The organism is Delftia lacustris (assembly GCF_040267515.1).
Classification (GTDB): Bacteria; Pseudomonadota; Gammaproteobacteria; order Burkholderiales; family Burkholderiaceae_C; genus Comamonas; species Comamonas tsuruhatensis.
Genome location: NZ_CP141274.1, coordinates 2058235 through 2082263 on the forward strand (window position 1 = coordinate 2058235; position 24029 = coordinate 2082263).

At 64.3% G+C, this 24029-nt stretch carries 19 protein-coding genes and 4 tRNA genes; 17 read left to right on the top strand and 6 right to left on the bottom strand.

The features are described from left to right. Window positions 1-109 precede the first annotated feature (109 nt). Complete coding sequence (locus U6958_RS10700) at window positions 110-2734, top strand: DUF349 domain-containing protein (RefSeq protein ID WP_026062569.1); 2625 nt, start codon at window positions 110-112, stop codon at window positions 2732-2734. Between the two features lie 152 nt (window positions 2735-2886). Here U6958_RS10700 and U6958_RS10705 read toward each other — a convergent pair. The 4 genes from U6958_RS10705 to U6958_RS10720 form a co-directional block, all read right to left on the bottom strand. Next, window positions 2887-2971, bottom strand: a tRNA-Leu gene (locus tag U6958_RS10705). 155 nt (window positions 2972-3126) lie between these two features. Next, window positions 3127-3211, bottom strand: a tRNA-Leu gene (locus tag U6958_RS10710). Window positions 3212-3365: 154 nt separating this feature from the next. After that, window positions 3366-3450: transfer RNA gene (locus U6958_RS10715), tRNA-Leu, on the bottom strand. Window positions 3451-3608: 158 nt separating this feature from the next. Continuing rightward, window positions 3609-3693 (bottom strand) — tRNA-Leu (locus tag U6958_RS10720). Between the two features lie 34 nt (window positions 3694-3727). On the opposite strand from U6958_RS10720, the gene rnr reads away from it, so the two are divergent. Next, on the top strand, window positions 3728-6295 hold the full coding sequence (gene rnr, locus U6958_RS10725; RefSeq protein ID WP_074921371.1) for a ribonuclease R: 2568 nt from the start codon (window positions 3728-3730) through the stop codon (window positions 6293-6295). Between the two features lie 6 nt (window positions 6296-6301). On the opposite strand, the gene U6958_RS10730 is transcribed toward rnr, so the two are convergent. Together U6958_RS10730 and U6958_RS10735 are read right to left on the bottom strand one after the other, a co-directional pair. Next, window positions 6302-7882 carry an NAD(P)H-hydrate dehydratase gene (locus U6958_RS10730; RefSeq protein WP_074921372.1) on the bottom strand — a complete coding sequence of 527 codons (1581 nt, stop codon included), beginning with the start codon at window positions 7880-7882 and terminating at the stop codon, window positions 6302-6304. A gap of 45 nt (window positions 7883-7927) precedes the next feature. Next, window positions 7928-9199, bottom strand: coding sequence for an FAD-dependent oxidoreductase (locus tag U6958_RS10735; protein ID WP_074921373.1), 1272 nt, complete (start codon window positions 9197-9199; stop codon window positions 7928-7930). 368 nt (window positions 9200-9567) lie between these two features. Here U6958_RS10735 and rpsB point away from each other — a divergent pair, with 368 nt between their 5' ends. From rpsB to rnhB, 15 genes are all read left to right on the top strand, one after another. Then, a complete protein-coding gene (gene rpsB / locus U6958_RS10740) occupies window positions 9568-10320 on the top strand; it encodes a 30S ribosomal protein S2 (protein WP_016447490.1) in 753 nt (250 codons plus the stop codon). Between the two features lie 114 nt (window positions 10321-10434). After that, window positions 10435-11331, top strand: a complete 897-nt coding sequence (gene tsf, locus U6958_RS10745) for a translation elongation factor Ts (RefSeq protein WP_074921374.1) — start codon at window positions 10435-10437, stop codon at window positions 11329-11331. A gap of 65 nt (window positions 11332-11396) precedes the next feature. After that, on the top strand, window positions 11397-12119 hold the full coding sequence (gene pyrH, locus U6958_RS10750) for a UMP kinase (RefSeq protein ID WP_016447488.1): 723 nt from the start codon (window positions 11397-11399) through the stop codon (window positions 12117-12119). A gap of 43 nt (window positions 12120-12162) precedes the next feature. After that, complete coding sequence (gene frr, locus U6958_RS10755; protein WP_016447487.1) at window positions 12163-12723, top strand: ribosome recycling factor; 561 nt, start codon at window positions 12163-12165, stop codon at window positions 12721-12723. A 35-nt stretch (window positions 12724-12758) separates the two neighbouring features. Next, window positions 12759-13505, top strand: a complete 747-nt coding sequence (gene uppS, locus U6958_RS10760; RefSeq protein WP_016447486.1) for a polyprenyl diphosphate synthase — start codon at window positions 12759-12761, stop codon at window positions 13503-13505. Between the two features lie 13 nt (window positions 13506-13518). Next, window positions 13519-14373 carry a phosphatidate cytidylyltransferase gene (locus U6958_RS10765; protein ID WP_074921375.1) on the top strand — a complete coding sequence of 285 codons (855 nt, stop codon included), beginning with the start codon at window positions 13519-13521 and terminating at the stop codon, window positions 14371-14373. Beyond that, window positions 14370-15548, top strand: a complete 1179-nt coding sequence (ispC, locus tag U6958_RS10770; protein WP_016447484.1) for a 1-deoxy-D-xylulose-5-phosphate reductoisomerase — start codon at window positions 14370-14372, stop codon at window positions 15546-15548. The genes U6958_RS10765 and ispC overlap by 4 nt, the downstream gene beginning before the upstream one ends. An 82-nt stretch (window positions 15549-15630) precedes the next feature. After that, window positions 15631-17001, top strand: coding sequence for an RIP metalloprotease RseP (gene rseP, locus U6958_RS10775; RefSeq protein ID WP_026062158.1), 1371 nt, complete (start codon window positions 15631-15633; stop codon window positions 16999-17001). 45 nt (window positions 17002-17046) lie between these two features. Beyond that, the gene (bamA, locus tag U6958_RS10780) at window positions 17047-19344 is read left to right on the top strand and encodes an outer membrane protein assembly factor BamA (protein WP_016447482.1); all 2298 of its coding nucleotides are present in this window, start codon (window positions 17047-17049) and stop codon (window positions 19342-19344) included. Then, entirely contained in the window at window positions 19344-19853 is a 510-nt protein-coding gene (locus tag U6958_RS10785; protein ID WP_016447481.1) for an OmpH family outer membrane protein, read from the top strand. Before bamA ends, U6958_RS10785 begins: the two co-directional genes overlap by 1 nt. Before the next feature lie 24 nt (window positions 19854-19877). Further along, on the top strand, window positions 19878-20885 hold the full coding sequence (gene lpxD, locus U6958_RS10790; RefSeq protein ID WP_016451336.1) for a UDP-3-O-(3-hydroxymyristoyl)glucosamine N-acyltransferase: 1008 nt from the start codon (window positions 19878-19880) through the stop codon (window positions 20883-20885). Next, a complete protein-coding gene (fabZ, locus tag U6958_RS10795) occupies window positions 20882-21322 on the top strand; it encodes a 3-hydroxyacyl-ACP dehydratase FabZ (protein ID WP_012206736.1) in 441 nt (146 codons plus the stop codon). Before lpxD ends, fabZ begins: the two co-directional genes overlap by 4 nt. 7 nt (window positions 21323-21329) lie before the next feature. Beyond that, window positions 21330-22127 (top strand): acyl-ACP--UDP-N-acetylglucosamine O-acyltransferase, encoded by a 798-nt coding sequence (gene lpxA / locus U6958_RS10800; protein ID WP_017404505.1) that lies wholly within the window; start codon window positions 21330-21332, stop codon window positions 22125-22127. 21 nt (window positions 22128-22148) lie between these two features. Further along, window positions 22149-23339, top strand: coding sequence for a lipid-A-disaccharide synthase (gene lpxB / locus U6958_RS10805; protein ID WP_016447478.1), 1191 nt, complete (start codon window positions 22149-22151; stop codon window positions 23337-23339). Continuing rightward, window positions 23302-24009 carry a ribonuclease HII gene (rnhB, locus tag U6958_RS10810; RefSeq protein WP_016447477.1) on the top strand — a complete coding sequence of 236 codons (708 nt, stop codon included), beginning with the start codon at window positions 23302-23304 and terminating at the stop codon, window positions 24007-24009. The genes lpxB and rnhB overlap by 38 nt, the downstream gene beginning before the upstream one ends. Window positions 24010-24029 lie beyond the last annotated feature (20 nt).

Genomic DNA, 24029 nt, shown 5'->3' on the forward strand with positions numbered 1-24029 from the left:
CCGGCCCGGCTAGCATGCCCGCATGCAGCCCGGCCGGCCGCGTCTGGCGGCCCGCGGCAGCCAGGCATTCAACGATTGATTCATGTCTTCTCTTTCCCCCCGCAGCACCATGTCCGATGCACCTGAAGTGAGCCCTGCTTCTGCCAAGAATCCTGAACAACACCCCTTGGATGTGCTCACGGGCGGTGCCTTCTCCGCCGAAACCTCGGGTGATCGCGCCTCGCGCATCCGCGACTGGCTGGCAACCCAGCCTTCGGTCGAGCAATTGCAGGACGTCCTCAAGGAGCTGAGCGCGCGCGACAAGAGCGCGGCCCGCGCCGTGCGTGAGCGTCTGGATGAAATCCGCCGCACCAAGGACCAGGAAAAGATCGCAGTGGAATGGGCTGAAAAGGCCCAGGCACTGCTGGTCGCATCGCCCTTCAATGCCGCCGACGCCATCGCCTGGCAGCGCGACGCCGCCAAGGCAGGCGCCCCGCTGTCGCGTGAGCCGCTGTCGCAGTACAAGGCCCAACTGGCCGAGCGCGTCAAGGCCATCGAGGAACTGCAGCATCGCGTGCAGGTCCAGCGCGAAGTGGCTGTCTTGCTGGCCCAGCGCATCGAAGTCCTGTCCACCAAGCCATGGCGCGACGCCCAGGCTGTGCTCGACAACCTGCGCGCCGACGTGGCCCGCTGGCAGGAGCAGGCCGGCGAGCTCACCGGCGATGCCAACTGGGCCAGCGTGGATGGACGCTTCCCGCCCCAGCTGGAAGCCGCCAGCGCACAGCTGATCCTTGTCTGGGATGCGTTCCAGTCTGCCCTTGCGCTGACCGAGGCCGCCGCAGCGGACGAAGCAGCCCCGCTGCCCACCGTGCCCGTGTGGGCCGATGAACTGCGTGTGGCGCGTGGCCTGCCTCCCGAGGCAGCGGCCGCCGAGCCGTCCAAGCCAGCGCCTGCCGGCCGCAGCGCAGCGCAGCCCAAGGCCAAGACGTCGCCTGAGCAGGTGGCTGCCGCCAGCGCTGCCCTGACCCAGGCGCTGGAACAGCTCCAGGCCGAGACGGCTGCTGGCGAAAGCAAGGCTGGCTCCGCTGCCGTGCAAGCCGTGCGTGCCGCCATCAAGGCCCATGGTCGTCTGGTGGACGACGCACTGGTCACCAAGGTGCACGAGGCCCTCTTGGCAGCAGGCGAAGCCGAAGGCTGGCCGCGCCAGAACGCAGACAAGCTGCGTGAGGAGCTGGTTGCCAAGGCGGAAGCTCTGCTGAACCGTCCTGAAGGCCAGGCGCTGGGCGGTCGCAAGATCCAGGAATCCCTGCGCAGCCTGCGTGAGCAGTGGAAGCTGGCCGACCAGGGCAGCGCGGCCAACCACGCTCTCTGGAAGAAGTTTGACGAAGCCTGCAACGCGGCCCACAAGGTGGTCGAGTCCTGGCACGACAAGCTGCGCACGGAAACCACCCAGTCCAAGGCACAGCGCCTGGCGCTGATCGAAGAGATCAAGGCCTGGGCAGCGCAGCAGGCCGCCAGCGAAGATCTCAAGGGTGCGGCCCGCGCATTGCGCCAGTTCGCTGAACGCTGGCGCGAGAGCGGTCATATCGGTGAAAAACTGTTTGCCGAGCTGCAGCCCCAGTTCAAGCAGGCCATGGCCCTGGCCGAGGCTCCGCTGCATGCTGCGCAAAAGGCCAGCCTGCAGCGCCGCCACGCCATGATCGACGAGGCCACGGCGCTGGGCGCCGCACCCAGCCTGCGCATCGATGCCGTCAAGGCACTGCAGCAGCGCTGGCAGGCCGAGGCGCAGGCCGTGCCGCTGGATCGCAAGCACGAGCAAAAGCTGTGGGACGCCTTCCGCAAGCCCCTGGACGAGGCTTTCAACCGCAAGGGCAGCGAGCGTGGTTCCCGGGCCGCAGCCGTGCAGCTCAGCGACCATGACCGCCGCGTACTGGAGGCTTCGCAGGCCGTGGAAGCTGCCAACACATCGGGTGACGTGCAGCAAATCCGCGCTGCGGTGGAGGCTCTGGAGCAGGCGCTGCGCGGCCGTGCCGATGCCTCCGTCAACGCTGCCCAGCCGGAACAGGCGCCAGTGGCTGCGGCCGGCTCGGAAGAATCGCAAGCGAAGCCGGCGCCGGTGCGCCCCGTGGTTGCCGTGCGCGGGGATGATCGTCCCGGCATGAAGAAGGAAGAGGGTGGTGCGCGCGCTGCCCGTCCTGGCGACCGCCGCGACGGTGGCCGTGGCCGCGATGGAAGGGACGGACGCGACAACCGTGACAATGGCCGCTTTGGCCGCGAACCGCGTGAAGAGCGCGGTCCGCGCCTGGCCGATCCGGCCTTCCGTGCCCAGCGTGAAGCCATGGAGCATGCGCAGGACGCTCTGCGCAAGCTCGCGGCCCAGGCCCATGGCGAAGCGCTGACCCAGCTGATGGCAGCCTGGGAATCGCGTGACGCTACGCAGATTCCGGCGGCCCAGCAGCTCGGCGGTCGCGTGTCTGCGCAAGTGCGCAGCGCCTGGTCGCAGGCACTGGCCCAGGCGCCCAAGGGTGATGCGGGTGAAGCCCTGCTGCGCCTTGAAATGGCTGCCGACGTGCCCACGCCTGCAGAGCATCTGAGCGCCCGCCGTGCCCTGCAGCTGCAACTGCTGACGCGCCGCAACGATCCGGCCCCGCAGGAAACCTGGGGTAGCGATGCCGCGCGGGTGCTGGCATCGGCACGCGATGACGCCACCGCACGCCGCCTGCAGAACGTGCTCAAGCAACTGCTGCGCAAGTGACGGGGTGGGGTTGAGACCTTCATCGTCAAGAAAGGGAGCCGTCGGCTCCCTTTTTTTTGACCCTGCCGATACCTGATGGTGCTTGGGATGGAGGCATCCGTGTACGCACCCAAGCAAAAAGGCCGTTGCATGTGCAACGGCCTTTTCATGTTTGGTGCCCAGGAGAGGACTCGAACCTCCACGGAGTTACCCGCTAGTACCTGAAACTAGTGCGTCTACCAATTCCGCCACCTGGGCATTTCAGAGTACGCAAATTATATAGCGCGAAAGCGACGTGCCGGGCCGGCTTGCAAAGATTTTCGTGAACTTTTTGCGGTGTGAAGCGCGGGCCCGTCGACTATCGGGATCGAAAAAGAAAAAGGCCGTTGCATGTGCAACGGCCTTTTCATGTTTGGTGCCCAGGAGAGGACTCGAACCTCCACGGAGTTACCCGCTAGTACCTGAAACTAGTGCGTCTACCAATTCCGCCACCTGGGCATTTCAGAGTACGCAAATTATATAGCGCGAAAGCGATGTGCCGGGCAGGTTTGCAAAGATTTTCGTGAAATTTTTCTGGCGAGAGGCGCGTTACGTCGCTTTTCGGAAACGGCAAAGAAAAAGGCCGTTGCATGTGCAACGGCCTTTTCATGTTTGGTGCCCAGGAGAGGACTCGAACCTCCACGGAGTTACCCGCTAGTACCTGAAACTAGTGCGTCTACCAATTCCGCCACCTGGGCTTGCTGAAGCTGAGATTCTACTGCATTTTTTGCGGCGAAGTCCTGATCTTCGATTTTTTCTTGAGACTGTGATCGGCCAAGTCATGAAGCCAGGGAGCTACCTTCTTGTGAAGATAGTTCCTCAGTTCACCGCAACCTCTGCAGGTTGTCGTTAAACTTGGTGCCCAGGAGAGGACTCGAACCTCCACGGAGTTACCCGCTAGTACCTGAAACTAGTGCGTCTACCAATTCCGCCACCTGGGCATCTCAGGAAAGATTTAGATTGTATACCAAGAAAATGAACCCTCACGCAAAAAGTGCCGACGCGAACGACGAAATCGGGGGCAGTGTGCAGGGGCACCGCGACGGACATGGCTTCGTCATCCGTGATGACGGCGAAGGCGACATCTTCCTTCCTCCCAATGAAATGCGTGCGGTGCTGCACAAGGACCGTGTCAAGGTTCGCATCGTGCGGCAGGACCGCCGCGGCAGGCCTGAAGGCCGCGTGGTCGAGATCATCGAGCGGCCTGCGCACAACATCATTGGCCGCTTCTTGCAGGAAAGCGGCGTGTATCTGGTCGCTCCCGAAGACAAGCGCTATGGCCAGGACATCCTGATCCCTGCCAACGCGACGGGTTCGGCCAAGATCGGGCAGGTGGTCGTGGTGGAGTTGACCGAGGCGCCTGCACTGTTCGGCCAGCCCGTGGGGCGCATCATTGAAGTGCTCGGTGAGGTCGACGATCCCGGCATGGAGATCGAGATTGCGGTGCGCAAGTACGGCGTGCCCCATGTGTTTTCCGATGCCTGCCTGGCACAGGCCAAGGCCCTGCCGGACAGGGTGCGGCCTGCCGATCGCAAGAATCGCATCGATCTGACCGATGTGCCCCTGGTCACCATCGATGGCGAGGATGCGCGCGACTTCGACGACGCCGTCTACTGCGAGCCTGCCAAGGTCGGGCGCGGCAAGGGCTGGCGCCTGCTGGTGGCGATTGCCGATGTGAGTCACTACGTGACCACGGGCAGTGCCATCGATATCGATGCCTATGACCGTGCCACCAGCGTCTATTTCCCGCGCCGTGTGATCCCCATGCTGCCCGAGAAGCTCAGCAATGGCCTGTGCTCGCTCAATCCCGATGTGGATCGCCTGTGCATGGTCTGCGACATGCTGATCACTGCAAAGGGCGATATCCATGCCTATCAGTTCTACCCCGCGGTGATGCACAGCCATGCGCGCTTCACCTATAACGAGGTGGCTGCCATCCTGGCCAATACGCGTGGCCCGGAGGCTGCCAAGCGCTCCGATCGCGTGGGCGACTTGCTGAATCTGCATGGGGTGTACCAGGCGCTGCTCAAGTCGCGCGAAGCACGCGGCGCCGTGGACTTCGAGACCACGGAGACGCAGATCGTCTGTGACGAGAACGGCCGCATCGAGAAGATCGTGCCGCGCACGCGCAACGAGGCGCACAAGCTGATCGAGGAGGCCATGCTGGCCGCCAACGTCTGCAGCGCGGACTTCATCGAGCACAGCGGCCGCGTTGGCCTGTTCCGCGTGCACGACAAGCCCTCGCTGGAGAAGCAGGACATCCTGCGCAACTACCTCAAGGCCATGGGAGTGGGTATGGCGCTTGGCGAGAATCCGGCCACGTCCGAATTCCAGGCCATTGCCAATGCCACCAAGGACCGGCCTGATGCCCAGCAGATCCACACCATGCTGCTGCGCTCGATGATGCAGGCCTTCTACACGCCTGAAAATTCGGGCCACTTCGGGCTGGCCTTCGATGCCTATACGCACTTCACCAGTCCGATTCGCCGCTATCCCGACTTGCTCGTGCACCGCGTGATCAAGGCCGAGCTTGAAGGCACGCACTATCGCCTGCCCGAGCTGCCCACGCCTGGAGAGGCCGAAGCCAAGCTGGCCAAGCGTCTGGCCTCGCGTGTCAGTGCACCCGGCCAGAAGCCGCGCAAGCGCGCGCCCGCCGCCGAGGTCCAGGCCTGGGAGGCTGCAGGCCTGCACTGCAGCGCGAACGAGCGCCGCGCCGATGAGGCCAGCCGAGATGTCGAGGCCTGGCTCAAGTGCAAGTACATGCGTGAGCATCTGGGGGAGGAGTTCGCAGGCGTGGTCTCTGCGGTCACCACCTTCGGCATCTTCGTCACGCTCGATGCCATGTATGTGGAGGGTCTGGTCCACATCACCGAGCTGGGGGGGGACTACTTCCGCTTTGATGAGGCGCGCCAGGAACTGCGGGGCGAGCGCTCGGGCATTCGCTACGGCATAGGTACGCGGCTGCGCGTTCAGGTCAGCCGTGTGGACCTGGATGGCCGGCGCATCGATTTCCGCCTGGTGCGCGACGGCGAAGAGCAGCCGGCTTCGGGTCGTTCCGGCAGGTCGCCGGCGCGCACGGAAGCCCATCAGGGCGAAAAATGGGGGCGCCGCGACGCCAAGGAAAAGCGTGCGCAGCGTAACTCCGGCGGTGCCGGCGGAGCCCGGTCTGAATCCGATGGCGCGGTGTCTTCCGGCAAGCAGGGGCGCAAGGCGTCCAAGAAGGCCATGGTCAAGGGCGTGAACCTGGCCGCGCTGGAGGCTGAATATGCGAGTGCCCAGTCCCGCCCGGCCGCGCCAGTGCGTCAAAGCGACGTGAGTGAGCCGGCCGTGGTGCCGGGTTCGTCCGCACCTGCGGCACGCGCTTCCCGCAGGGGCAGGGCGGCTGAAGCGCGCAAGTCTGTCGCCGTCGATGCTGACCACGGTCTGCCGCAGTTGCCGCCGCCATCGCCGGTGCAGGCGCTGCGCGCCTTGGGTAAGAAGGCCTTGGGGGCCGTCAAGTCCAAGGTGGCAGGCAAGACATCCAAGCCCCGGCGCAAGCCCTGAGGGCGTCTATTGGCCCAGCCGCTGGGCCAGCGCGCTGGCGCTGAACGGCATTTGCGCGGGCCATTGGTCTGCCGCATGGCCGTGGCGCCAGGCCGCCAGTGTTGCGGCCTGCGCGGAGTCCAGCCCTTGCGCCCATAGCGCGGCAATCAGCCCGGCGAGAACATCTCCGGTTCCTCCGGTGGACAGCCGGGCGTTGCCTGTGGGGTTGATCCAGCAGGGCGGCGATGCATTGCCGTCGCCCTGCGGTCCGGCGATCACGGTGCCCGAGCCCTTCAGCAACGCCGTGCAGTTGAATTGGAGCGCCAGTTGCCTGGCTGCTGAAAGTCGCTGGGCCTGGACCTGGGCAGTGCTCATTTTCAGCAGGCGGGCGGCCTCCAGCGGGTGCGGTGTCAGCACCGTGTGCTGGCTGCGTCGGCTGCGTTCTTTCAGAAGCAGGGCCAGCGACTCATCTTCGGCAACCGCGTTCAGTGCGTCTGCGTCCAGTACCAGCCTGGGCGCCTGATCCAGAATTTGGGGCAGCCAGGCGCGCACCGCCATGCCGCCGCCACATCCGCACACGACGGTGGCGCCGCGCCAGTCTTGTGCTTCGGGGTTGCGCAACATGATTTCGGGCCAGGGGGAGATGGCCTGGCCTGACCCGTGCGAGGCATCGAGCAGTGCCAGCATCACGCGTCCCGCCCCGCCGTGCAAGGCTGCCAGTGCGGCCAGCCAGGCGGCGCCGGTCATGGACAGGCCGCGGTATTCCAGCCCCTCTCCGCCCAGAATGGCCACGTCGCCAAAGCTCCCCTTATGGCTGGCATGCGGACGCGGGGCGCGGGCTTCCGGGGAGAAAAGTTGTGCGCACGGTGAGATGGCGAAGGGTGGCGCGCTGCTTGCCAGTCCTGTGTCCAGATCGTCCCACCATATCTGGCCGCAGGCGTCGCGGCCGCTTCCTGTGAACAGGCCGGGATGCAGTGTCAGCAGAGCCAGCGTATGCCGTGCGCTGACCGGGAGGTTCATGGGCTCGAATCCAGACAGGTATTGCCCGGTGTCGGCATCCAGGCCGGATGCGATGTCCACGCAAAGGACGGGGCTCATGGCGGACTGCAGGCTGCGCAGCAGCGGCAGCAATCGGTCATCTTTTCGGGTGGGTGGGCTTGCCGTGTCGGGTCGGCGCAGGCCGATGCCGAGCAAGGCATCAATGCAAAGATCCTGAGGCCCCATGTCAGTGGGCATGTGGGCGATCCATTGCACGCCGGCCTTGTGGGCTGCATCCCATGCGGCACGCGCGTCGGCGGGCATGCGGTCGCGTTCGCGCGCGCAGCTGACCAGGATGCGGCAATTGCGGGATCGTGCCGGCATCGTGTTCAGGTGCTGTTGAAGCCAGGCGGCTGCCTGCAAGCCGTCTCCGCCGTTGTTCCCAGGGCCGCAGGCGATCCAGATGCGGTTGGCGTGAGGGGCGATGGCGCGTGCCAGGCGTGCCAGCCCCATGCCTGCGCGCTGCATGAGGCGGTGTGCGGGCAGTCGGGCCGCGGCATGCTGTTCCTGGGTGCGTGTGGCCACCGTATCGAACAGTGGCAATGCGGTGGATGTGGGAATGCGCAGCATGGCCTGAGCATAGCCGCCAGCCGCAGGGCGGGGTGTCCGCAGCGGTCAGCCGAAGCGGCGCGGATCCAGCAATGCGCTGTCCAGGAAGCTGGTGCGGTTGTCCATCAGGTCGCTCAGCATGCTGGCGCAGCCTTGGGCAATGGCGGCACCACAGCTGCCATGGCCCAGGTTGAGCCAGATGCCGGGCAAACCGCTGGCGCCCAGCAACGGCAGTCCATCGGCTGTGCACATGCGTGTGCCATGCCAGATCTGAACGCCCGAGGTCAGCACGGCGCTGCCGGGAAAGACCATGTTGAGTCGGTGGTACATGCGCTGCAGCGTGGCCTCGTGCATGGGGCCGTGGCTGCCCAGTTCAGCGCCGGCCACGACCCGCATGCGCTGGCCAAGGCGCACCAGGGTCATCTGCTCGCTCCAGTCGACGATGGCGTGGCGGGGCGCGTAGCCTTGTTCGCGCAGCGGAGCACTGATGCCATAGCCGCGCAGGGCGACCATGGGCAGGCGCAGGCTCAGCGGCGCGAGCAGGTTTGCGGCCTCGGCGCCAGCGCAGACGACGATGGCATCGTGCGACCGGGGCGTGTCTTCGCCTTGCAGCTGCAGGCGAGCGGTGCGCCCGGCGCCGCCGGGCTGCAGTCGCTGCACAAGGCGTTGCGTCTCGAATCGTGCTCCTGCGGACTGTGCGGCCTGCCTTTGCATCAGCGTGGCCAGGCGGCCGTTGGCGGCGCCAGCCTGCGGGAAATACAAGGAGCCTGCGAGTGCGGTCTCCTCGCCCAGCGCGGGCTCACGCAGGCGGGTCTGGGCGGCATCCAGTGCCTCGCAGCGCGTGCCGGCCTCGGCCAGCGCTGCCAGTGCAGGTTTCAGTTGCTCATGGTCGGCCTCGCTGCCCAGCAGCACCAGGCTGCCGGAGACATATTCCGGGTCCAACTCCCACTGCCGCCACAGCGATTGCTGGAACTGCTGGCTGCGCTGGGTGAGTGTCTCCAGTGCCGCCATCGTGGCTGTGGGTTCGCCGGCTTTGCGCAGGCGCCGCCCAGCCTGGCGCCATTGCCATAGCCAGCGCAGCTGGGCTGCGAGGTTTCCGGAGCCGAGGCGTGGCAAAGCCTGCTGGCCGGGAAGCGTGGGTGAGCGTTCTGTGGTGGAGAGACCGGGGACGCTCCACGGTTGGAGCAGGCTGGGGCCCAGCCAGCCGGCATGTCCGAAGCTGGCTTCCTCGGCCACCGTGCCATGGCGCTCGTAGACGGTGACCTCGTGCCCGACCTGGGCCAGTGCGTGGGCTGTCGCAACGCCAATGCTGCCGGCGCCCACAATCGCGATGTTCATTTTGGGGTGGAATCTGCTGAAGTGCCTGAATTATCAAGCGGATGTAGCTATCACTACAGGAGTGTGTGGCCGATGCGGCAACCGTGGCTATGCGGGGTGTGAGCGCGCGTTGGGTGCGAAGCCTCAGTCTTGGGATGGCGTATGCTAGAATCTTGCGGCTTTGCTAGGGGTTCACCCTGATTTTCTTCGGAATTGCCGGAGATCAGGTGATGGCTTTGGGGTGCGAGGTGTTCGTCATGAATGCCTGCCCATGCTTGCAACCCCCGTTGCAAAGTCAATCGCAAACCAGTCCCTTCAAGGTGTTGCTTCCTGTATCCAGGGGGGCAATTGTCGGGCTGGATTTTAGACCTAACCTTTGAGGTATTCATATGTCCGTCACTATGCGCGATATGCTGGAAGCAGGCGTCCACTTCGGTCACCAGACCCGTTTCTGGAACCCCAAGATGGCCCCCTTCATCTTCGGCCACCGCAACAAGATCCACATCATCAACCTGGAAAAGTCGCTGCCGATGTTCCAGGACGCCCAGAAGTTCGTGAAGCAGCTGGCTTCCAACGGCGGCACCATCCTGATGGTCGGCACCAAGCGCCAGGCCCGCGAGCTGGTGGCTGCCGAAGCCCAGCGCGCTGGCGTTCCTTTCGTTGACCAGCGCTGGCTGGGCGGCATGCTGACCAACTTCAAGACTGTCAAGACGTCCATCAAGCGTCTGAAGGAAATGAAGGCCCAGCAGGAAGCCGGTCTGGAAGCCATGAGCAAGAAGGAACAGCTGATGTTCGTTCGCGAACTGGAAAAGCTGGAAAAGGACATCGGCGGCATTCAGGACATGAACAGCCTGCCCGACGCCATCTTCGTGATCGACGTGGGCTTCCACAAGATTGCCGTGGCCGAAGCCAAGAAGCTGGGCATCCCCCTGGTCGGCGTGGTTGACTCCAACCACAATCCCGAAGGCATCGACTATGTCATCCCCGGTAACGACGACTCTGCCAAGGCCGTGCAACTGTACGCCCAAGGCATCGCCGACGCGATCCTGGAAGGCCGCGCTGCTGCACTGACCGACGTGGTCAAGGCCGCATCCGGCGAGAGCGGTGACGAGTTCGTGGAAGTGGAAGAATCCGCTGCCTGATTGAGCTTGTCCGGCTGAGCGACCTCGTCGCCGAATAAAAAGCGGGGCTCAGGGTAGCCCCGTTTTTTTAAGCCGAAATCCTGTAACGAATCGAACTGACATTGGAGAAATACGATGGCTGCAATTACCGCAAGCATGGTGGCTGAACTGCGCGCAAAGACTGACGCGCCCATGATGGAGTGCAAGAAGGCCCTGACCGAAGCCGAAGGCGACCTGGTCAAGGCGGAAGAGCTGCTGCGCGTCAAGCTCGGCACCAAGGCTGGCAAGGCTGCTTCGCGCGTGACCGCCGAAGGCGTGATCGCCGCCTTCATCAATGGCAACCAGGGTGCCATGATCGAAGTCAACAGCGAAACCGACTTCGTGTCCAAGAACGACAGCTTCATCGCGATGGCCAACGCCGCCGCCAAGCTGGTCGCCGAGCAAAACCCCGCCGACGTGGCCGCGCTGAGCGCACTGGCCTATGAGCAGGACGGCTTCGGCCCCACGCTGGAAGACGTGCGCAAGGGTCTGATCGGCAAGATCGGCGAAAACATGTCCTTCCGCCGCTTCAAGCGCTTCGAAGGCCCCAGCCTGGCTTCCTACCTGCACGGCTCGCGCATCGGCGTGGTCGTCGAGTTCGACGGCGATGCCACGGCTGCCAAGGATGTCGCCATGCACGTGGCCGCCATGAAGCCCGTGTCCGTGACCAGCGCCGACGTGCCCGCCGAGCTGATCGAGAAGGAGCGTACCGTTGCTGCCGCCAAGGCTGCCGAGTCCGGCAAGCCTGCCGACATCGTCGCCAAGATGGTCGAAGGCTCGGTGCAGAAGTACCTGAAGGAAGTCTCGCTGGCCGACCAGGTCTTCGTGAAGGCTGCCGACGGCAAGCAGACCGTGGCCCAGATGCTCAAGGCCGCCAACACCAACGTCAAGGGCTTCACCCTGTACGTGGTCGGCGAAGGCATTGAAAAGAAGGTCGACGACTTCGCTGCCGAAGTGGCTGCCCAGGTGGCTGCCGCCAAGGCCGGCGCCTGATCCTTCCGGGCGACCGAACCGTTCCCTTCACCATCCATCATCATCCACCACTTCGGAGAAACACCATGACCCACGCCACACCGGCCCACAAGCGCATCCTGCTCAAGCTGTCCGGTGAGGCACTCATGGGGGATGACTCGTTCGGCATCAACCGTGCGACCATCGAGCGCATGGTTTCCGAAATTGCCGAGGTCACCAAGGTTGGTGTCCAGGTGGCGGTGGTGATCGGTGGGGGGAACATCTTTCGCGGCGTGGCTGGCGGCTCGGTCGGCATGGACCGTGCCACCGCCGACTACATGGGCATGCTGGCCACGGTCATGAATGCCCTGGCCCTGGCCGATGCCATGGACAAGCAGGGGCTGACAGCCCGCGTGATGTCGGCCATTGCCATCGAGCAGGTCGTGGAGCCCTATGTGCGCCCCAAGGCCCTGCAGTACCTCGAGGAGGGCAAGGTGGTGGTGTTCGCTGCCGGCACCGGCAACCCGTTCTTCACGACCGACACGGCCGCCGCGCTGCGTGGCGCTGAAATCGGCGCCGAGGTGGTGCTCAAGGCCACCAAGGTCGACGGTGTCTACACCGACGACCCGATGAAGAACCCCGACGCGACCCGCTACCACAAGCTGGCTTTCGACGAGGCCATCTCGCGCAACCTGGGCATCATGGACGCCACCGCCTTTGCGCTGTGCCGCGATCAGAAGCTGCCGATCCGGGTGTTCTCCATCGTCAAGCCCGGCGCGCTCAAGCGCGTGGTCATGGGCGAGGACGAGGGCACGCTGGTGTACGCTTGAGCGTTTTGATACCGCGTTACACAGCTCTTCAAGGAACAAGAACATGACGATTGCAGACATCAAGAAGACCACCGAGTCCAAGATGGGCCAGTCCATCGAAGCGCTCAAGAACAATCTTGCGCGCGTGCGCACCGGTCGTGCCAATCCATCGCTGCTGGACTCCATCCATGTGGAGTACTACGGCTCCATGGTGCCGCTGTCCCAGGTGGCCAACGTCACCCTGCTTGACGCGCGCACCATCAGCGTCCAGCCCTGGGAAAAGAGCATGTCGGCCAAGGTGGAGAAGGCCATCCGCGAAAGCGATCTGGGCCTGAACCCCGCCTCGCTTGGCGACCTGATCCGCGTGCCCATGCCTCCCATGAGCGAGGAGCGCCGCAAGGAAATGACCAAGCTGGCGCGCAATGAAGGCGAAGCTTCCAAGGTCGCCGTGCGCAACCTGCGCCGCGATGCCAACGAAGCCGTCAAGAAGCTGGTCAAGGACAAGGAAGCCTCGGAAGACGATCAAAAGCGTTGCGAAGCCGATGTCCAGAAGATGACCGACAAGCACATCGCCGAGATCGATACGCTGGTGGCGGCCAAGGAACAAGACATCATGGCGGTCTGAGGCGTCCTGCCTCATTTGCCTCAGGGTCCGTACCTTTGACCAAACAAGACTCCGGCGCGGTGCCGCGCCATATTGCCGTCATCATGGACGGCAATGGACGCTGGGCCAATCGCCGCTTTCTGCCGCGACTGGCCGGCCACAAGCAGGGCGTGGAATCACTGCGCCGCTGCGCCCGCGCCTGCGTCCAGCGCGGCGTGCAGGTCCTGACCGTCTTCGCTTTCTCTTCCGAGAACTGGAACCGTCCCGAAGAGGAGGTTTCCGGTCTCATGGGCCTGCTGGCCAACGCACTTGCCAAGGAAGTGCAGCAACTGAGCCGCGACGGCGTGCGCCTGCATTTCATCGGTGACCGCAGCGGCCTGGGCGATAAAGTGTGCGCGGGCCTTGCGCAGGCCGAGACCGTCACTGCGCACAACAATCGCCTGGTTCTCAACGTCTGCTTCAACTACGGCGGACGCTGGGACATTGCACAGGCAGCTGCCCGGCTGGCAGAGAAGGGCGAGCCCATCACCCCGCAGAGCCTGGACCGCGCGCTCGCGCTGGCCCATGTGCCCGACCCGGATCTGCTGATCCGTACCGGCGGGGAAATGCGCATCAGCAACTTCCTGCTGTGGCAGGCTGCGTATTCCGAGCTTTTCTTCAGTGACAGCTTGTGGCCTGATTTCGATGAGGCCTGCCTGGACGAGGCCATCGCGGCTTTCGCTTCACGCGAGCGGCGCTTCGGCCAGACTTCCGCGCAAGTACAACAATCACAACCGACGTCGTCCCATCCGCAGACGTCCTGAACAAGGGGGAGCCATGCTCAAGCAGCGAGTCATCACCGCCCTGATCCTGCTGGCCATCCTGTTGCCTGCGCTGTTCTATCCCACGGGTATTCCGTTCGCCGTGGTGGTGCTCGTGCTCATGGCGGCAGGTGCCTGGGAATGGGGGCGTCTCAACGGCTTTGGCACCGCGGGCGCCATCGGCATAGGCGCCATCTGCACGGCGATGTGCCTGGGCGCCTGGGCTGCCGGCTGGCTGGAGCGTCCCCTGTCTGCGCTTTGGATTGTTGCCGGTGCTGCCTGGGTGCTGGGTGGCGGGGCGCTGCTGCGTGCCGGCGTGGCTGGCTGGCCTCGCATTGCAGCGCCTGTGCGCCTGGTCGGCGGAGTGCTGGCCTTGTGGGTGGCCTGGGTCGCCGTGGTGCAGGCGCGCATGATGGGCATCAACTTCCTGCTGTCGGTGCTGGTGCTGGTCTGGGTGGCCGACGTGTTCGCGTATTTCGCAGGACGGACCCTGGGCCTGAAATTCACCAAATCCAAGCTGGCTCCCACGATCAGCCCCGGCAAGAGCTGGGAAGGCGTATGGGGCGGCATGGCAGGCGTTGTGGTGCTGGCCTTGGTCTGGGTCTGGGCTGACCGCCACTACGCGGTGGCCGTGCCCAGTTTCTATTCATTGCTGCTGGCGCGCGGGGCTTGGTTCCTGCTGCTGGCGGTTGTTTTCATGGCCGCGATGAGCGTGGTCGGCGACCTGGTCGAATCCCTGGTCAAGCGCAGCGTCGGCGTCAAGGACAGCAGTGGCCTGCTGCCCGGTCATGGCGGCGTCCTAGACCGCGTCGATGCCCTGCTGCCGACCCTGCCGCTGGCCCTGATGCTTTCCTCTTTCGCGCATTCATGAAGCAGAAAATCACCGTCCTGGGCTCCACAGGCTCCATCGGTACCAATACGCTGGATGTGGTGGCGCGCCACCGCGATCACTACGAAGTCTTTGCGCTCAGCGCGGCCACGCAGGTGGACCTGATGCTGCGCCAGTGTGCCGAATTCAAGCCCCGCTACGCCGTCATGGCCAGCGCGCCGCATGCAAGGCTGCTGGCTGAGCAGCTGCGCAGCAATGGATTGGCCACCGAAGTGCTGCAGTCGCCTGACGCGCTGGAGCAGATCGCCTCGCATCCTGAAGCCGATGCCGTCATGGCGGCCATCGTCGGTGCGGCGGGCCTGGCGCCTTGCCTGGCTGCCGCACGCGCCGGCAAGCGCCTGCTGCTGGCCAACAAGGAGGCGCTGGTGGTTGGCGGTGCACTGTTCATGGACACCGTCAAGCGCCACGGCGCAACGCTGCTGCCCATTGACAGTGAGCACTCGGCCATCTTCCAGTGCCTGCCCGAAGACCGCACCAGTTGGCCCGATCGCGTGGACAGTCTGCTGCTCACAGCCTCGGGCGGGCCTTTTCGCCTGCGCGATCCGTCCACCCTGTCCGGGATCACGCCGGAGCAGGCCTGCGCGCACCCGAATTTCTCCATGGGGCGCAAGATCTCCGTGGACTCGGCCACCATGATGAACAAGGCGCTGGAGGTGATCGAGGCCCGCTGGCTGTTCGACATGGCGCCTGACAAGATCAAGGTCGTCATCCATCCGCAGCAGATCGTGCACTCCATGGTGCAGTTCAAGGATGCTTCGGTGCTCGCGCAACTGGGTACGCCCGACATGCGCGTGCCCATCGCCTGCGGCCTGGCCTGGCCCCGCCGCATCGCCAGCGGTGCGGCGCCCCTGGATTTCGCCAAGCTGTCTGCCCTGACCTTCGAGGAGGCGGATGCCGTGCGCTTTCCGGGCCTGCACCTTTCCTGGCAGGCGCTGCACGCCAGCGAGGGAACCACGGCGGTTCTCAACGCTTCCAACGAAGTCGCCGTTGCCGCCTTCCTGGAGCGGCGCCTGGCATTTGACCGTATCCACGCTGTGAATTTGCGCACGCTCGAGACCTTGCTGCCGCCTACACTGGGCAGTCTGGAAGACCTGCTGGCCCTGGACGCGCAGGCGCGCGAAATCGCGCAGACCGTGGCGCGGCAGTGGCAGCTGTGATGCCGGCTTCGCAGGTCAGGAGGGTTTTCTTGATGGGCCTGCGGCGGAATCCAGAGGCGCATTGGATTCAAAGGAGTATCAATTGTTGCTGACCGTTGTCGCATTCGTGGTCGCACTGGGCTTGCTGATTGCCGTGCATGAGTGGGGCCACTACCGCGTCGCCGTGGCTTGCGGCGTGAAGGTGCTTCGCTTTTCCGTCGGATTCGGCCGCCCCATCCTGCGATGGAAGCGCAAGGGTTCGGACACGGAATTTGTCATCGGTGCACTGCCCCTTGGCGGCTATGTGCGCATGCTCGATGAGCGTGAGGGCGAGGTGCCTGCCGACCAACGCCATCTGGCATTCAACACCCAGCCGCTGCGTGCGCGTGCAGCCATCGTGGCCGCAGGCCCCGTGGCCAATCTCGTGCTGGCCATTGCGCTGCTGGCCATCGTCAATTGGGTCGGCATGCAGGAGCCCGTTGCACGGCTGGCAACACCGCCAGCAGGCACGGTGCTGCAGATGGCGGGTGTTCAAGGCGGCGATCGCGTGCTGCGCATGGCTTTGGGTGACCAGGAATGGGAAGAGGTCCGCTCCATCAATGATCTGCGCTGGACGCTGACCCGTGCAGCGCTCGATGACGAGTCCGTGCGCATGGAGGTGCTCCAGGCCCGCCGCACCGCCCCGTCCGAACTGCGGCTCGCGCTGGCTGGTCAGGTTCAGGGCGAGCCCGATGCCGCCTTCTTCGAGCGCCTGGGCTTGCTTGGTCCCTGGACGCAGCCCGTGCTGGACAAGGTGATTGCCGGTGGTGCCGCCGAGAAGGCGGGCCTGCGCCAGGGCGATCTGGTTTTGCGCGTGGGTGGCACCTCGGTGGACGATGGCACGCAGCTGCGCAATCTCATCCGCAAGATGGGCGCATCGGGCCAGGTCCAGCAGCAGATCTGGCTGGTGGAGCGTGAGGGGCGGCAGTTGCAGATCCCGGTGCTGCCCGACCTGGGCCGATCGGAAGACGGCAAGGAAAGCATCGCCCGCATCGGCGCCTACATCGGCAGCGCCCCGGAAATGGCGCTGGTGCAGCGCGGTCCGCTGGAGGGCCTGTGGGCCGGCGTGCAGCGCACCTGGGAGCTGTCGTCGCTGACACTGCGCATGATGGGCCGCATGGTGATCGGCGAGGCCTCGCTCAAGAACATCAGCGGGCCCCTGACCATTGCCGATTACGCGGGGCGTTCGGCCAGCATGGGCCTGGTCCAATATCTCTCGTTCCTGGCGCTGATCAGCATCAGCCTGGGGGTTCTCAACTTGCTCCCCCTGCCGGTGCTCGATGGTGGGCACCTGATGTATTATCTTTGGGAGGGCGTGACTGGCCGAAGCGTGTCGGAAGTCTGGGCCGGACGCTTGCAGCGTGCAGGCGTGGCGGTTTTGATGATGATGATGTCCGTCGCCTTTTTCAACGATATCAACCGGCTTTGGGGCTAACTTTTCAGCCGTTTTCGGCAAGCCGCAGCGGCGGCAAATCCATTCATGACTAAACGTATCAATCGCCTGGGCGTGCGCGCTGCATCGACCCTGGCTGCCATGGTTTTGGCTGCCAATGCAGCCTGGGCACTGGAGCCCTTCCGCGTACAGGACATCCGCATCGAAGGTCTTCAGCGCGTGGAGCCGGGCACGGTCTTCGCTTCCATCCCCCTGCGCGTGGGTGACCAGTATGACGACGACAAGGGTGCAGCCGCCATCCGCTCGCTGTTCGCATTGGGCCTGTTCAAGGACATCCGCCTGGAAGCCAACGGCAACGTGCTCGTCGTCGTGGTCGAAGAACGCCCGACCATCGCCGAAGTGAACTTCGCCGGCACCAAGGAATTCGACAAGGAAACCCTGCAAAAGGCCATGCGCGATGTGGGCCTGGCCGAGGGGCGTCCGTTCGACAAGGCACTTGCCGACCGCGCGGAGCAGGAGCTCAAGCGCCAGTACATCAACCGCAGCCTGTATGGCGCCGAAGTCGTCACGACGGTCACGCCCATCGAGCGCAACCGCGTCAACCTGACCTTCACGGTGACCGAAGGTGATCCCGCCCGTATCAACGAGATCCATATCGTCGGGAACAAGGCCTTCAGCGAATCCACGCTCAAGGACCTTTTTGACCAGGACACCGGCAACTGGATGAGCTGGTACACCAAGTCGGACCGCTATGCGCGCAACAAGCTCAACGCCGACCTGGAAACGCTGCGCTCCTACTACCTGCAGCGTGGCTACCTGGAATTCCGCGTGGACTCCACCCAGGTGGCGATCTCGCCCGACAAGCAGACCATCTCGCTGACCCTGAACATCCATGAAGGCGAGCGTTTCGTGGTCTCCGGCGTCAAGCTGGAAGGCAACTACCTGGACCGCGACGACGAATTCAAGTCCCTGGTCAAGATCAAGCCCGGCGAGCCCTACAACGCCGATCAGGTCACGGCAACGACCAAGGCCTTCACCGAGCACTTCGGCAACTTCGGCTTTGCCTTCGCGCGCGTCGAGGCCGTGCCGGACATCGACCGTGCGACCAACCGGGTGGCCCTGGTGCTGCACGCCGAGCCTTCTCGCCGCGCCTATGTGCGACGCATCAATCTCAGCGGCAACAACCGCACGCGCGACGAAGTGATCCGCCGCGAATTCCGCCAGTACGAGGCTTCCTGGTACGACGGCGACAAGATTCGCCTGTCGCGCGACCGGGTGGACCGTCTGGGCTTCTTCACCGAAGTCAACGTCGAAACCCAGGAAGTGCCGGGTTCGCCTGATCAGGTGGATCTGGTCATCTCGGTGGCTGAAAAGCCCACCGGCTCGCTGCAGCTGGGCGCTGGTTTTTCCAGCGCTGAAAAGGTTTCGCTGTCCTTCGGCATCAAGCAGGAAAACGTGTTCGGTTCAGGCAACTACCTGGGCGTGGACGTGAACACCAGCAAGTACCGCCGCACCATGGTGCTGTCCACCACGGACCCGTACTTCACGGACACCGGCATCTCGCGCACTTACGACCTGTACTACCGCACTGACCGTCCCTACTACGACGATGCGGCCTACAAGATCGTCACCTCGGGCGGCAGCGTCCGCTTTGGCGTGCCCTTCAGCGAGATCGACACCGTTTACTTCGGCGGCGGCGTGGAGCGCTCCGAAATCAAGCCCGGCACCTACCTGCCCCAGGCGTACAAGGACTATGCCGACAAGTACGGCTACTCCAACACCGGCATACCACTGACCCTGGGCTGGTCACGCGACAGCCGTGACAGCGCGCTGGCGCCCAACTCCGGTCTCTACCAGCGCCTGAACACCGAGTGGTCGGTGGGTGGCGAGGCCCGCTATGTGCGCGCCAACTACCAGATCCAGCAGTACATCCCTCTGAGCAAGAAGTACACACTGGCACTGAACGGTGAACTGGGCTACGGCAAGGGCCTCAATGGCCGTCCGTTCCCGCTGTTCAAGAACTTCTTCTCGGGTGGCCTGGGCTCGGTGCGTGGCTTCGAGCAGGGCTCGCTGGGTCCGCGCGACACCAAGGAAAACCTGGCGCTTGGCGGCTCCAAGAAGGTGACATTGAACGCCGAGTTCATGGTTCCGTTCCCTGGTGCCGGCAATGACAGGACTTTGCGTCTTTTTACATTCCTCGATGTGGGCAATGTCTACGGAGCCAACGAGAACTTCGATCTCGGGGAGCTGCGGGCATCCACGGGCCTGGGCATCAGCTGGATTTCCCCGCTGGGTCCCCTGCGCCTGGCCTTTGCTCAACCCATCCGCAAGCAGACCGGGGATAAAATCCAGCGACTGCAATTCCAAATCGGAACCTCTTTCTAATGAAATCTCTATCTAGCCATTTTTCCCTGGCTGTGCTGCTTGGCGCCATGGCCGTTTCCGCGCACGCCCAGGAGTTCAAGGCCGGCTTTGTGAATACGGATCGCATCTTCCGTGAAGCATCGACTGCCAAGGCTGCGCAGTCCAAGCTGGAGCAGGAATTCTCCAAGCGTGAGAAGGAGCTGATTGACCAGGGCAACTCGCTCAAGAGCGCTTCGGAGAAGTTCGAGCGTGAAGCTCCCACCATGGCCGAAAGCCAGCGCGTCTCGCGCCAGCGCCAACTGGTGGATCAGGACCGCGAGTTCCAGCGCAAGCGCCGTGAGTTCCAGGAAGACCTGAACTCCCGCAAGAACGAAGAACTGGCCCAGGTGCTGGAACGCGCCAACAAGGTGGTCAAGCAAGTGGCCGAATCCGAGAAGTACGACGTCATCCTCCAGGAAGCCGTCTACATCAACCCCAAGTACGACATCACTGACAAGGTGATCAAGGCGCTGAACGGCGGCGGCAAGTAAGCCAGCTGTCCAGGGCTGCATGCCGTGAGCGTATTGTTGGGCCAGATCCTCGATGCACTCGGTGGCGAGTTGGTCGGTGGCGAAAGGGAGATGTCCATCTCCCGCATCGCACCGCTGGACTCTGCCGGGGCCGGGGATCTCAGTTTTCTGAGCAACCCCCGCTACCGCCAGCAACTGGCCGCCTCCGAGGCGGCCTGCGTTATTGTGGCGCCCGCCATGCGCGAGCTGGCGCAGCAGCGGGGTGCCTGCATCGTGGTCCCTGATCCGTATGCGTATTTCGCCAGGGCCACGCAGTGGTGGAAGCGAAACTGCAGGCCCGTGGCGCCGGCCGGTATCCATCCGAGCGCCGTGGTGCACGAGAGCGCCATCGTTGATGCATCGGCCACCATTGGCCCGCTGTGCGTGGTCGAGGAGGGTGCCACGATCGGTGCCCACACGGTGCTCAAGTCGCGCGTCACCATTGGCGAGAACTGCCATGTGGGCGCGCGCTGTCTGCTGCATTCCGGCGTGGTGCTGGGGGCGGACGGCTTTGGGTTCGCGCCCGAGAACGGCGCATGGGTGAAGATCGAGCAGCTCGGCGGCGTGCGGATCGGCGACGATGTGGAAATCGGCGCCAATACCTGCATAGACCGGGGTGCGCTGGACGACACGGTGATCGAGGATGGGGTCAAGCTCGACAACCTGATCCAGATCGGTCACAACGTGCACGTCGGCAGGCATACGGCCATGGCCGGCTGCGTGGGGGTGGCCGGCAGCGCGCGCATTGGCGCGCATTGCACCGTGGGAGGCGGGGCCATCGTGCTGGGCCATCTGCAGTTGGCTGACCGGGTGCATATTTCGGCAGCGACGGTAGTGACCCGTTCGCTGACACAATCAGGTGTTTACACGGGCATGTTTCCCGTGGATGAAAACGCCAAATGGGAAAAAAATGCTGCGACGCTGAAGCAGCTGCACTCCATGCGCGATCGCATCAAGGCCCTGGAGCGGCAACTGCAGCAATCGGCGGATCAAGGCCATAACGGAACGCAATGATGGATATTCACGCAATTCTCAAGCAACTGCCCCACCGCTACCCCTTCCTGCTGGTGGACAAGGTCACGGAGCTTGAGCGCAATACACGCATCAAGGCGATCAAGAACGTCACGTTCAACGAGCCCTATTTCATGGGCCATTTCCCGGGCCGCCCTGTCATGCCTGGCGTGCTCATCCTGGAGGCGCTGGCGCAGGCGGCCGGCCTGCTGGCCTTCGATGCGATGGGCCAGGTTCCGGATGAGAACAACATCTACTACTTCGTGGGCATCGACGGGGCGCGCTTCAAGCGTCCCGTGGAGCCGGGCGACCAGCTGGTGCTGGAGATCACCATCGACCGTGTGCGCGGCGGCATCTGGAAGTTCAAGGGCGTGGCTCGCGTCGAAGACGAAGTGGCCTGCGAAGCCGAGCTGATGTGCACCATGCGCAACGTGGGCTGACGGGCGCATGGCTGGCATTGAACGCATCCATCCCACGGCACTGATAGATTCCGCTGCGCAGCTGGATTCGTCGGTGTCGGTCGGCGCCTATGCCGTCATCGGACCGCATGTGGAAATCGGCGCCGGCACCACCATCGGCGCGCATTGCGTTGTCGAAGGCCATACCCGCATTGGCTGCGACAACCGGATTTTCCAGTTCGCGTCCCTGGGCGCGCAGCCCCAGGACAAGAAGTATGCAGGCGAGCCTACCCGTCTGGTTATCGGCGATCGCAATACGGTGCGGGAGTTTTGCACCTTCAACACCGGTACCGTGCAGGACCAGGGCGTCACGGCCATCGGCGACGACAACTGGATCATGGCCTATGTGCATGTGGCCCATGACTGCGTTGTCGGCAGCCACACCATCCTGGCCAACAACGCTACCCTGGCCGGCCACGTGCACGTGGGCGACCATGTCATCCTGGGGGGCCTGACGGGCGTGCACCAGTTCACCAAGGTGGGTGCCCATGCCATGGCCGGCTTTGCCAGCCATATCTCGCAGGATGTGCCGCCCTTCATGATGGTGGATGGCAATCCGCTGGCCGTGCGCGGCTTCAATATCGAAGGCTTGCGCCGTCGCGGCTTCGGGCCGCAGCGCATTCAGGCCGTCAAGCAGATGCACCGTCTGCTGTATCGCCAGGGACTGACCCTTGAAGCTGCGCGAGAAGCCATTGCTTCGCTGGAGGGTGAACTGCCCGAGGCCGCGGCCGATGTATCGCTGATGCTGGATTTCCTGGCGGCTTCGACCCGGGGCATTGCGCGCTGATCTGGCGCGCGAAAGGACGGCATGACAGAGAACGCGGCGCCATCGGCGCGCCTGAGTCCATCGATTGCCATGGTCGCCGGAGAAACCTCTGGCGACCTGCTGGCGTCCTTGCTCCTGGGGGGGCTGCAGTCCCGCTGGCCCGAGGCCTCGGCCTTTGGCATCGGCGGGCTGCAGATGCAGCAGCGCGGCTTTGAAGCCTGGTGGTCCAGCGAGCGCTTGGCCGTGCATGGATACAGCTGGGAAGTGTTTCGCCGGCTGGCCGAGATTCTGAATATCCGACGCCAGCTGCGTCAGCGACTGCTCCAGCAGCGGCCGGCCGTCTTTGTCGGCATCGACGCGCCGGACTTCAATCTGGGGCTGGAAACCGATCTGCGTGCTGCGGGCATCAAGACCGTGCATTTCGTCTGTCCTTCGATCTGGGCCTGGCGTGCCGATCGCGTCGACAAGATCCGCCGCGCGGCCGATCATGTCCTGTGCATCTTCCCCTTTGAGCCCGAGTTGCTGGCCCGCCATGGCATAGACGCGACCTACGTGGGCCATCCCCTGGCCAGCGTGATTCCGCTGCAGCCCGACCGCGCCGCTGCACGCCGCCGGTTGGGGCTACCCGAAGATGGTCTGGTGCTGGCCGTACTGCCCGGCAGTCGGCGCTCTGAAATACGTTACCTGGCTGCCCGCTTCTTTCAGGCGGCAGCTTTGGTTCGGAAGGCGCTGCCAGCTATTAAAATAGTAGTGCCTGCTGTGCCTTCGCAATTCGACGAGCTGCAGCGCATTGCCGCGCAAGCCGGCATGGCTTCGTCGCTGCACATCGTGCGCGGCCAGTCCCATGACGCATTGGCAGCCTGTGACGTGACGCTGATAGCCAGCGGCACGGCCACGCTGGAAGCCGCCTTGTACAAGCGGCCCATGGTGATCGGCTACAACATGCACCCGTGGAGCTGGCGTCTGATGCGTGGCAAGCAGCTGCAGCCCTGGGTGGGCCTGCCCAACATCCTGTGCGGCGATTTCGTCGTGCCCGAGCTGATCCAGGATGCGGCAACGCCCCAGGCGCTGAGCGCGGCCGTGCTGCAATGGCTGCAGGCCTGCGAGCATTCCCCTTCAACCGTCGAAGCGCTGGTACAGCGCTTCACAGCGCTGCACCATGAATTGCGGCGCGATACTGCCGAACTGGCCGCCCATGCGATCGAGAAAATCATTGCCCCCACTGCCGCCTGAACAGGCGTGCCTGCCCTGGCATCCGCCGGGGTTGGTTGCGGGCGTGGACGAAGCGGGCCGCGGCCCGTTGGCCGGCCCCGTGGTGGCCGCCGCTGTCATTCTTGACGATCTCCATCCCATCGAGGGTCTGAACGATTCCAAGAAGCTCACGGCTGCGCGCCGCGAGGCACTCTATGACGAGATCCGTGCCAAGGCGCTGTGCTGCAGCATTGCCGAGGCCTCGGTCGAAGAGATCGATCGCCTGAACATCCTGCAGGCCACGCTGCTGGCCATGCGCCGCGCGGTGCTGGGCCTGCGATTGAAGCCGGTACTGGTTCTGGTGGATGGCAACCAGTTGCCCGTGCTGGATGTGCAGGCCGAGGCCATCGTCAAGGGCGATGCCCTGGTGCAGTCCATCTCGGCGGCCTCCATTCTTGCCAAGGTCACGCGGGATCGGTGGTGCCAGCGCCTGCATGAGCAATACCCGGAGTACGGCTTCGACGGCCACAAGGGCTATGGCACGGCGGCCCATCTTGCCGCGCTGCGCCTGCATGGCGCCTGCCAGGAGCACCGGCGAACCTTCGCGCCCGTGGCCCATGTCGTGAGCATTGCCCGCAGGGCCGAGCCGCTGGCAGCCGCCCGCGTGGCCGCTGCGGCGCAGGGCGCGCAGGCCTTGCTGCTGTCGGCCTGAGCGCCTTCGCTTTCTGCGCC

Coding starts and splice junctions, on each gene's coding strand:
- rnhB (WP_016447477.1), top strand. CDS start 23,302: ATGCGATCGAGAAAATCATTGCCCCCACTGCCGCCTGAACAGGCGTGC.
- U6958_RS10735 (WP_074921373.1), bottom strand. CDS start 9,199: ATGAACATCGCGATTGTGGGCGCCGGCAGCATTGGCGTTGCGACAGCC.
- lpxA (WP_017404505.1), top strand. CDS start 21,330: ATGGCTGGCATTGAACGCATCCATCCCACGGCACTGATAGATTCCGCT.
- U6958_RS10700 (WP_026062569.1), top strand. CDS start 110: ATGTCCGATGCACCTGAAGTGAGCCCTGCTTCTGCCAAGAATCCTGAA.
- U6958_RS10785 (WP_016447481.1), top strand. CDS start 19,344: ATGAAATCTCTATCTAGCCATTTTTCCCTGGCTGTGCTGCTTGGCGCC.
- bamA (WP_016447482.1), top strand. CDS start 17,047: ATGACTAAACGTATCAATCGCCTGGGCGTGCGCGCTGCATCGACCCTG.
- pyrH (WP_016447488.1), top strand. CDS start 11,397: ATGACCCACGCCACACCGGCCCACAAGCGCATCCTGCTCAAGCTGTCC.
- tsf (WP_074921374.1), top strand. CDS start 10,435: ATGGCTGCAATTACCGCAAGCATGGTGGCTGAACTGCGCGCAAAGACT.
- rnr (WP_074921371.1), top strand. CDS start 3,728: ATGAACCCTCACGCAAAAAGTGCCGACGCGAACGACGAAATCGGGGGC.
- rpsB (WP_016447490.1), top strand. CDS start 9,568: ATGTCCGTCACTATGCGCGATATGCTGGAAGCAGGCGTCCACTTCGGT.
- lpxB (WP_016447478.1), top strand. CDS start 22,149: ATGACAGAGAACGCGGCGCCATCGGCGCGCCTGAGTCCATCGATTGCC.
- ispC (WP_016447484.1), top strand. CDS start 14,370: ATGAAGCAGAAAATCACCGTCCTGGGCTCCACAGGCTCCATCGGTACC.
- U6958_RS10730 (WP_074921372.1), bottom strand. CDS start 7,882: ATGCTGCGCATTCCCACATCCACCGCATTGCCACTGTTCGATACGGTG.
- frr (WP_016447487.1), top strand. CDS start 12,163: ATGACGATTGCAGACATCAAGAAGACCACCGAGTCCAAGATGGGCCAG.
- fabZ (WP_012206736.1), top strand. CDS start 20,882: ATGATGGATATTCACGCAATTCTCAAGCAACTGCCCCACCGCTACCCC.
- U6958_RS10765 (WP_074921375.1), top strand. CDS start 13,519: ATGCTCAAGCAGCGAGTCATCACCGCCCTGATCCTGCTGGCCATCCTG.